Origin of the sequence: Thiohalorhabdus sp. (assembly GCF_036628635.1) — a bacterium.
In the GTDB taxonomy this organism is placed as follows: Bacteria; Pseudomonadota; Gammaproteobacteria; order Thiohalorhabdales; family Thiohalorhabdaceae; genus Thiohalorhabdus.
In genome coordinates this window covers 25,653-33,369 of record NZ_JAZKRM010000025.1, presented here as the reverse complement: position 1 = coordinate 33,369, position 7,717 = coordinate 25,653, and the positions used below count along the sequence as shown (strand labels likewise).

The following is a 7,717-nucleotide window of genomic DNA, read 5'->3' as shown; positions in this document are numbered from 1 at the left end:
CCGCCGCATGGGCCCCCTCCAGCTCCCCGCTCACCCACTCCTCGGGCATGCCGAACCGCTCGGCGAACCCGGCGGTGTAGACCCAGACGTTGATGTCTTTCTGGTAGGCCTCGCCCGCCTTGGGCGTGAAGGTGGTGGCGTAGTCGTCGCCGGCCTTCACCGGAATCTCCCAAGCAAGACCAAGAACTAGAACGGCCAACACGGGGCCGAAACGGCCTAAAAACCCCATCGATCAATCCCTTTCCGTATTCGGCAGTCCTGGCTCAAGCCACGGCAGTCTCGGCCTTCAGCTCCTTTTCCGCCCCGGCGAATTCCCCGCTGATCTCCCTGGCGAGGGCGTTCTCCAGCGGCGCGGTCCCCCAAACCGGCGAAAAAGGGGCTCGAGAACCCGTGGCCGCATAGGGGCCAATCCAGGCCCCGTTAATCATTTGCCGAAGGCCTGGGAGCCACCGCCAACGTAGAAGGCCTTGCCTTCCTCGCGTCCCTGAAAGGAGGCGGGACGCAGGCCGGTTATCTCCTTGAGCCGATCCACGGCCTTGCGGTAGTCCTCAGTCCCCCGGCGAAAGGCCTGGAACCAATTGCCGCTTTCCCGGCAAGGGCCGCAAGGGGAATCCTTGTACGTGTAGGCCTGAACCGGAACTTGGCGGGAAAGGCCGGAGACTTTCTGTTTGCCGTGACCGGCCAGGACCACCCCCTTTATCGGGCCCTTGCCTTTGTTCCGTACCTTCCAATGGGCGTTGCGATAGGCCATCAAAGCCACAACGACGGGTTCTTTCGTTTCCACGGTGACCTGGACCGGCCACAACTGGTTATTCTTGCGCCGCACCATTTTTTGGTGGCATTCCCGGCCTACTTCCCGGTTGCTCTTATCCCCTTCGCACCGGGCCCACCACGGGCCCTGGTCGGCCTTAGGGTCCACCGGGCTTTGAATGCCAATAACGTGCAGCTTGGGCTTGCTTTCCTCCCCCCATTGAGGGGTGGCCTGGGGTTCCGGTGGCATCGATCGTTCAACAGAAGCCCGGCCTTTTCCCGAAGACTCCACGCCTGAATCCGAGGCCCCCGGCTCGGAGGGTTCCTCAGGGGCCGGCTCAGCCCCAGCCTTGCGTTCGGGGGTTTCGGACGCCCGCCCGATGAACTCCTTGAAGGCGGAAACCGCTTGTGCCCGAGCTTTGGGCCACTCGGACTCGGGAATCAGCTCGGGCTCAACCGACGAATCCTCGGGGACAGCCTTAACCTCCCCGATGTACTTGTCCGATCCTTGGCCTTCTGCCACGGCTCCCGGATTTTCCTCGATCAATTCTTTGATGTGGGCCATACCTCCAGCGCAAACCCACCTATTGGCCCCGGAGCCCCCGTATTGACGCTCAATTTCAAGAGCGATCCTCTTTTGCTTCTCCAGTTCATCACCCTCCCGTTTCAGTTTCCGGTAATGGTGGACAACCGGGGCCGCCAATCGGTCGAGCTGGGCAATCCGGGCGGGAGGCCCCGAAGGGTCCTTGCATTTGGAACCGTCCACCATCGCCAGCACCCGGCCGCTTAGCCACATAGCCACTGCCGAATCCTTGAGTCCCGCCCGCCAGAGGTTCAGGGAATAGGCATACGCGTAACGGGATCCTTTGGCCTTGAGGACCCGCGGTTTCAGCCAATCAAGGGCAACTTCAAGGTCACCCCGACTCTCCAGGCGGAAGAGCTTCCGGAACAACCGTGCGGGGTCTTTCTGCTCCAGTCGGCTAAGCTGCTCCGCGGACAGAGGGCCGGGTGCCGCCTTAACATTAGGCAAAGGCGCCGGCCCCAGAACCATTACCGTGATGACCAGAAGCGCCGTGCTGACCGAGAAAAAGCCAGTCTTCACTCCTAACAATCTGTCGACGGCTTTCAGGGGATTACCCGTCTCCCAATACCGTTGGAACACCATTGCCCCCTTTTTTAGTTTCAGGGATTCAGAATTCAATAAGCGCTTGATACACGGGTTTTCCCCTAGATCTGGGGACAACTTTCGGAATATTGGCTATCGGCCTCATTCAGGGCTGGTGCTTGCAGGAGGGGCTACCAGCCCTGGCCCGGATTGGAGGCCCTTCCTGTCGCGGCCAATGGCCGCTCCTACAGGATTCGAGCCTGAATTCCGGCATGCCTCTTGACCGAACCGGATAACCAAGTTCGGAATTCCCGCTCGCCACCGAGAAGAAGGGTGACCGAATACACCACGGTGTACCCGGATTCTTTCCGCCCTGCCATCAAAACCCGCCGGTCACCGTCGCCGGATCCGGCCCGGCAGCCTGTTGCGAATGTCCCTTGCCAGCCTTCTCCGCAACTTCAGCGCCCCCGCCTCCGTCCAGCCGCACCGTCCGATCCACCGCCAGCGCCTTCGGCAACGCGTGCGTGATGAACAGGATCGTCACCTTGCCCTTGAGGTCGTTGACCGTCCTGGCAACCTGCTCGGCGGTCTCGGCGTCGAGGTGGCTGGTGGCTTCGTCGAAGATCAGGATCCGGGGCTGCTTGAGCAGGGCCCGGGCGATGGCCAGGCGCTGGCGCTGGCCGCCGGACAGGCCGGTGCCGTGCTCGCCGAGCTCGGTCTGGTAGCCCTCGGGCAGGGCCTCGATGGTTTCGTGGATGCCGGCCATGCGGGCGGCGGCAACGGCTTGCTCGAAGGTGGCGCTGGGATTGCCGGCGGTAAGGTTGTCGTGGACGGTTCCGGCGAACAGCACCGTCTCCTGCGGCACCACGCCGAACAGGGCGCGCAGCTCGTTGGCGGCCAGGTGGCGGATGTCGTGGCCGTCGATGCGGATGCGCCCGGCGCTGGGGCGGTAGAAGCCGAGCAGCAGCTTGGCCAGGGTGCTCTTGCCGGTGCCGGAGGGGCCCTTGACGGCGGCGCAGGTGCCGGCCGGGATCTGGACGTCCAGATCCTCGTAGAGCAGGGGCTGGTCGTCGTCGTAGCGGAAGGCCAGGCCCTCGATGCCGATCCCGCCCTTGTGGTCCTGGGTGCGGGCGGGCACGGCGCGGTAGGGCTCGCGCGGGGCGTCCATGATGTCGCCCAGGCGCTTGACGGCGATGTCGGCCTGCTGGAATTCCTGCCACAGGCTCACCAGCCGCAGCACGGGCTGGGACAGGCGGCTGGCGAACATGTTGAAGGCCACCAGCATGCCCACGGTGAAGTCGGGCCGCTGCATGACGGTGTAGGCGCCGATGGTCAGCACGGCCAGGGTCATGAGCTGCTCCAGGCTGTTCGCCGCCACGTTGTAGGTGTTGCCCAGGGTGCGGGCGCGGAAGGTCGAATCCAGGTAGGAAGAGAGGTAGTCGCCGTAACGGCGGTTGAGCTGGGGCTCCATCTGCAGCGACTTCACCGTCTCCATGCCCGAGATGTACTCGGTGACGAAGGCCTGGTTGCGGGCGCCGAGCAGGAACTGGCGGTTGAGCCGCCGGCGCAGGGCGGGGGTGATGGCGAGGCTGATGATGGCGATCAGGGCCAGGATGGTCACCACGATCAGGGTCAGCCATAGCGAGTAGTAGACCATCACCGCCAGGAAGACGAATAGGAACGGCAGGTCCAGGAACAGGGCCACCGCGGCGCCGGTGAGGAACTCGCGGATGGTCTGCATGCCTTCGATGCGCGCCACCAGCGTGCCGGTGGGGCGGTGCTCGAAGTAGCGCATGGGCAGCTCGAACAGGTGGGCGAGCACCTTTGAGCCCAGCACGGCGTCGATGCGGTTGCCGGTGTGGATGATCAGGTACTGGCGCACCCAGGTCATCACCGAGCTGAAGGCCATGAACATGAACAGTCCCACGGCGATGACGCCGAGGGTGTTCAGGGCCTGGTGGACGATGACCTTGTCGATGATGACCTGGGTGAACAGCGGCGTGGCCAGGCCCAGGATCTGGATGAACAGGGAGGCGAGCAGGATGTCGCGCCAGATGGGCTTGTGGCGCAGCAGCTCGGGGATGAACCAGCGGAAGCCGAAGGGGCGCTGGGTCTCGGCGGCGGGATCGTCGTCGATGTCCTCCTCGGCGGCGCGGAGGACGACGATGCGGGCATCGAACCTTTGGTGGAATTCGCCGGAGGGGAGGTGCTGCGCCTCGTCGCTGTCCGGGGTGAAATAGGTAAGCGTGCCCTCACTCAAGCCGGTGATGATGGCCGGGCGCACCGGGGGACCCCGGTTGGCCGGGGCCGCTTCGGCGCCGTCGGCCTCGCCGGCCACCGGCCCCCCATCCCCTTGGCCGACCTCTTCGGCTGATGATTCCGGCTCGGCCCGGAACAGCACCAGGCAGGGGACCTGGGTGACCTCCGGGCCGGCCTTGCCGGCGGTGACCAATGAGGCCTCGATGCCGTAGTCGGCCAGGGCCGACTCCAGCTCGGCCCGGCCATACGGCGGCGGGAAACGCTCAAGGGCCAGATCCGCGTCGAACGGGATCCGGTTCAGATGAGCGGCGCTGGCGAGCGCCCAGAAAAAGTCCTGGCGGGATAGGTGATGATCAGGCTGGTCCATGCCCCATTCCGGCGGCTTGGGCGCTTCGCGCCTTGGCCGCCGCCCCCCTTTTTTGTCGGCCCGACCTGTAGCCAAAAGACTCGGGCTTTATCTGTCAAGCCCGTCTCCCCCTCGGTTACTCCAACCGCGGGGGAATCAGTGGCAGCGACTGGAGGTGAACATCCGGGGATCGAAATCGAAGGGTTCGGGGGGCGAGGCCTGGAGCCGGGAGGCATCCGCGTGAAGGGGGTTTAAGAGGTAGTTGCTTTCCCGGGGTATCACCGAGGAGGGAACCTTCAGCAGGGCGGTTTCCCCATTGTCCAGCCACTGCTGCCCGAGGTGCTGGGTGCTTTCGGGGGCCGGGTCCTTGTCCCAACCGTTGGGAAGCTTACGGACCGGGATCTCCGTAACCGGGACACCTTCCGGGATGGTTACGGGGATCAAAACGAATTCGTTTTCCGGGGCGCTGTATTTGAGGGGTAAATGGACAAAGGTCTCCATGGCCGCGAGAGAGACCGTTTCGCTCAGATAGACCACCGGGCTGCCCCGGAAATGCCAGCGCCCGCTCACCAGCCGCCCGCCTTCCCCGCTTAGCGCCCCCTCGGCATAACGGGCCTTGGTGATGCGCCAAGCGACCCTCACGCGTAGACGCCGTATTCCATCCGTAGCAGGAGCTCCTCCACCTCCTCGGGACCGGAGCCGCCCATGGCCATCAGATGCAGCGGGGTCTCGCCGCCCAAGGCCCGCTGAGGCTCATGCAGCCATTCCTGGGCCGGCTCGAGACCGCCAAGCACCTCGGTCGCCAGGGCCAGAAGGCGGGCCGCCCGGTAGGCGCGATCGCTGGCACCGGGGTCCAGGCGGGCCTGGCTGCCCTTGTTCCGGCTCAATGTCCGGATGTTCACCCCCAGCAGACCGGCCATTTCCCGCTGGGTAATATTCAGCTCCTTAAGCAGGTGACCTACCGAGGCAAAGGGGATCCCCTCCTCGGTGAGGCGGGCTAGCTGGCGGCGGTTCCGGACCATGGTGCCCAGAGCTCCTTCGCCGCCGAGGTAGTGCGTGATGGCTTGCGGGGTTACCAGCTCCGACATGGCCGCCTCCCTAACAGCAGTTTGTCGCTACCTTACATGACATCTGACCATTTTCCCAATCAAGGGTTCCGGCCCGGTAGGCGGGGCTGGCGGTGCCGACCCGTAGCAGCCCTACAGCACCACCACGTCGAACTGCTCCTGGGTGTAGCCGTCCTCGGAGCGAAGGGTGATGGACTTGCCGATGAAGGACTCCAGGTCGGCGAGGCCCTGGCTTTCCTCGTCGAGGAGGGTGTCCACCACGGACGGATTGGCCAGGATGAGCAGCTGCTCGGCGGGGTACTGGCGGGCCTCGCGCAGGGTCTCGCGGAAGATCTCGTAGCACACCGTCTGCACCGACTTCACCACCCCGCGGCCGTGGCAGTAGGGGCAGTGCTGGGTCATGGTGCGCTCCAGCGACTCGCGGGTGCGCTTACGCGTCATCTCCACCAACCCTAAGCGGGAGAAGCCCTCCAGGTGGGACTTGGCCCGGTCCCGGGACAGCGCGTGCTCCAGGGCATAGTAGACCCGCTCGCGGTGGTCCGGCTTCTCCATGTCGATAAAGTCGATGATGATGATGCCGCCCAGGTTGCGCAGGCGCAGCTGGCGGGCGATGGCCTGGGTGGCCTCCAGGTTGGTCTTGAGGATGGTCTCCTCGAGGGTCTTCTTGCCGACGTAGCCGCCGGTGTTGACGTCAATGGAGGTCAGCGCCTCGGTCTGGTCGATGACCAGATGGCCGCCGGACTTGAGGTAGACCGTGCGCGAGAGCGAGCGCTGGATCTCCTCCTCCACCGAGTACAGGTCGAAGATGGGGCGCTCGCCGGGGTAGTACTCGATGCGTCCGGCCACCTCCGGGACGTAGTCGCGGGCGAAGGTCTGGAGGCGATCCCAGGTCTCGCGCGAGTCGATGCGCACCCGGTCCACCTGGTCGTCCACCATGTCGCGCATGGCGCGCATGGGCAGGGTAAAGTCCTCGTGCACCAGCTCCGGAGCCCGAGCCCACCGGATGCGCTGCTGGAGGGACTCCCACAGCCGGCGCAGGAAGCGCACGTCCCGCTCGAAGTCGGTCTCGCCGACGCCCTCGCTGACGGTGCGCACGATGAAACCACCGGGCTCCTCGGGGGGATGGAGGGTCTCCATGACCTCCTTGAGGCGGGCGCGCTCGTCGGGGTCGGCGATGCGGCGGGACACTCCCACCCGTTCGATGAAGGGCATGTAGACCAGGAATCTGGACGGCAGGGTGAGCTGGGTGGAGACGCGGGCGCCCTTGGTGCCCATGGGGTCCTTGTTGACCTGGACCACCACCTCGTCGCCCTCGGCCAGCAGGTCGGCGATGGGCGGCTCCTCGCCGCCCGTGGGCAGGTCGGCGCCTTCCGGGGGCAGGACATCGGAGGCGTGCAGGAAGGCGGCCTTGTCCAGGCCGATGTCGATGAACGCCGCCTGCATCCCCGGCAGCACCCGGCACACCTTGCCCTTGTAGATGTTGCCCACTATGCCCCTGGTACGCGGGCGCTCTATATGGACCTCCTGGAGGAGGCCGTTCTCCACGATGGCCACGCGCACTTCCTGGGGCGTAACGTTGACCAGGATCTCGCTGCCGCTCACAGCGCGCTCCAGCCGAATGCCTTGAGGATCTGGTCGGTCTCGTGCAGGGGCAGGCCCATCACGGCCGAATAGCTGCCTTCGAGCCGCGCCACAAACACCGCCGCCCGGCCCTGGATGGCGTAGGCGCCGGCCTTGCCCTCGGGCTCGCCGGTGGCCAGATAGGCCTCGATCTCCTCGGGGGGGATGACCCGCATGGTCACGGTGGTGCGGCTCACCCGGCAGGCGCTATGGCGGCCGTCGCAGCCGGCGACCGCGGAGAGCACATCGTGGCTGCGTCCAGACAGGGCGGTGAGCCAGGACCTGGCCTCGTCGGCGTCGTTGGGCTTGCCCAGAAGGCGGCCGCCGAGCTCGATGGTGGTATCGGCGCCCAGGGCCAGGGCACCCTCTGCGGGCAGCCCGGCGACCCCGGCACCGGCGGCCGCCTTGGCGGTGGCGACGCGCTCGACATAGTCCGCGGGGGTCTCGCCGGCGCGGTGGGTTTCGTCAACGGCGGCGTCGATGGCCCCGTGTGCCAGGCCGAGCTGGTCCAGGAGCTCGGCCCGCCGGGGGGAGGCACTGGCGAGGTGCAGGCGGGCTGGTGGGCTCATG

At 65.8% G+C, this 7,717-nt stretch carries 6 protein-coding genes; all 6 read right to left on the bottom strand.

Going from position 1 to position 7,717, the window contains the following annotated elements; all coding sequences use genetic code 11:
- Window positions 1–424: 424 nt before the first annotated feature.
- Complete coding sequence (locus V5A19_RS09450) at window positions 425–829, bottom strand: hypothetical protein (RefSeq protein ID WP_332319074.1); 405 nt, start codon at window positions 827–829, stop codon at window positions 425–427.
- Window positions 830–2,234: 1,405 nt separating this feature from the next.
- A complete protein-coding gene (locus V5A19_RS09445) occupies window positions 2,235–4,481 on the bottom strand; it encodes a peptidase domain-containing ABC transporter (RefSeq protein ID WP_332319075.1) in 2,247 nt (748 codons plus the stop codon).
- Window positions 4,482–4,616: 135 nt separating this feature from the next.
- The gene (locus V5A19_RS09440) at window positions 4,617–5,102 is read right to left on the bottom strand and encodes an RES family NAD+ phosphorylase (RefSeq protein ID WP_332319076.1); all 486 of its coding nucleotides are present in this window, start codon (window positions 5,100–5,102) and stop codon (window positions 4,617–4,619) included.
- The gene (parS, locus tag V5A19_RS09435) at window positions 5,099–5,548 is read right to left on the bottom strand and encodes a type II RES/Xre toxin-antitoxin system antitoxin (protein ID WP_332319077.1); all 450 of its coding nucleotides are present in this window, start codon (window positions 5,546–5,548) and stop codon (window positions 5,099–5,101) included. The genes V5A19_RS09440 and parS overlap by 4 nt, the downstream gene beginning before the upstream one ends.
- 111 nt (window positions 5,549–5,659) lie before the next feature.
- On the bottom strand, window positions 5,660–7,129 hold the full coding sequence (gene rng, locus V5A19_RS09430; RefSeq protein WP_332319078.1) for a ribonuclease G: 1,470 nt from the start codon (window positions 7,127–7,129) through the stop codon (window positions 5,660–5,662).
- Complete coding sequence (locus V5A19_RS09425; protein ID WP_332319079.1) at window positions 7,126–7,716, bottom strand: Maf family protein; 591 nt, start codon at window positions 7,714–7,716, stop codon at window positions 7,126–7,128. The genes rng and V5A19_RS09425 overlap by 4 nt, the downstream gene beginning before the upstream one ends.
- Window position 7,717: the final 1 nt, after the last annotated feature.